The 1,534-nt window shown below is 61.8% G+C and carries 1 protein-coding gene; it reads left to right on the forward strand.

Annotation, left to right across the window (positions count from 1 at the left end; all coding sequences use genetic code 11):
• Nucleotides 1-285: 285 nt before the first annotated feature.
• The coding region (locus VB714_RS07285) for a PAS domain-containing protein (protein ID WP_323222600.1) at nucleotides 286-1,534 on the forward strand (1,249 nt) is incomplete at its 3' end.

Here is a 1,534-nt window from a genome sequence, read left to right on the forward strand (position 1 = left end):
TGTCCGGCGATGCCCATTCCGCGGTGGTGACTTTCTCAAGCCACATCCGCTGGGTGCTGCGCAACATGCGATCGGTGGCACCCAGCGAACAGTAACGGCACGCACCACTGCGAGCCGCCTCCCCCTTCAGCCACTCGGCATGCTTGCGCAGACAGTCTCAGTACACCACCACACTGCGGATCGTTCGGAACCGGGTTCGCCATTTCGCGATCGCAGCGTTGCGCCGGTGCGCGGATTTCATTAATGTAACCTTGCAGTATCGCGTTGCCGTAGGGCCGTGGACCTATGGTGATCTTGAGAATTCTCAGCACGTTCGATCATTTGCCACTGAGCTTGCATATTATCCGGTTGGAAGGGAGAGATATGGCCAAGCAGGCGCAATCCGTTAATACCAGCGCTGATGCGCTTGAATTCGCTAGCGGAACTGGCGTTTACGAATGGCACGCCGGCGAGGACAGGCTGGTCTGGTCGCCGGGACTTCAGCGAATCTACGGCCTGCCCAAAACGCCTGTGAGCGAGGGCGGCTTTATCCGGCACGTGCACCCGGACGATCGGATTCGGGTCGAGGCCGAAACAGCAGGCTTTCTGGGAACCAGGGCGGATACCTACAGCCACGAGTTTCGCATTGTCAGGCCGGACGGGTCGGTGCGGTTCATCCTCGATCGAGGCATGATTGAGCGCGATGATCAGGGCCGCGCGCTGATCATTCGCGGACTGAACATCGATTTGACGGACTGCAGGCGACCCGGAGCGATCGATACGGGCGCGTCTGCGGGCGAGGCGAAACCCCGCCTGGCGCGAGCCGAGATCGAGGGGCGTCTTGCAACCGCGCTCAGGGCAGGAAAGCTCGGCGTTCACGAATTCGATCCACGCTCCGGCGCCCTGGTGTGGGATGCCACGATCCGTGAAATCTGGGGTATCACACCCGATGAGGAAGTGACCTACGAGACCTTTCTGGCGGGGATCCATCCCGACGATCGCGCCACCATGCAGGCTGCGGTCGACGCCGCGCTGGATAGCAACGGGCCGGGTCGATACGACGCGATCTACCGTGTCGTCCACCGACAAAGCCGGCAGGTTCGCTGGGTGCGCGCCGATGGCGACATCTCGTTCGACGGCCCGATCGCCGTAAAACTGGTAGGAACGGTCAAGGATATCACCGAGCGCAAGAACGCCGAGACGCGGCTGCGCGAAAGCGAAGAGCGTTTTCGCAACATGGCCGACAATGCGCCCGTCATGATCTGGGTGACCGAAGCCGACGGCACTTGTACCTACCTCAACCGATGCTGGTTCGAATTCACCGGCCAGACTTCAAGCGAGGCTCTGGGCTTCGGCTGGCTCAAGGCCGTGCATCCCGACGCCGCGGCGCAAAGCGAACGGATCTTTCGTGAAGCAACCGAGCGCCGCCAGGCCTTTCGTCTCGATTACCGGCTGCGAGGTGCGGACGGGAACTATCATTGGGCGGTCGATTCGGCTCGGCCCCGCCTGGGCGCCGACGGTGAGTTTCTCGGTTTTATCGGTTCGGTTCTGGACG

It is taken from the genome of Spirulina sp. 06S082, from assembly GCF_034932145.1.
Classification (GTDB): Bacteria; Cyanobacteriota; Cyanobacteriia; order Cyanobacteriales; family Spirulinaceae; genus CCY15215.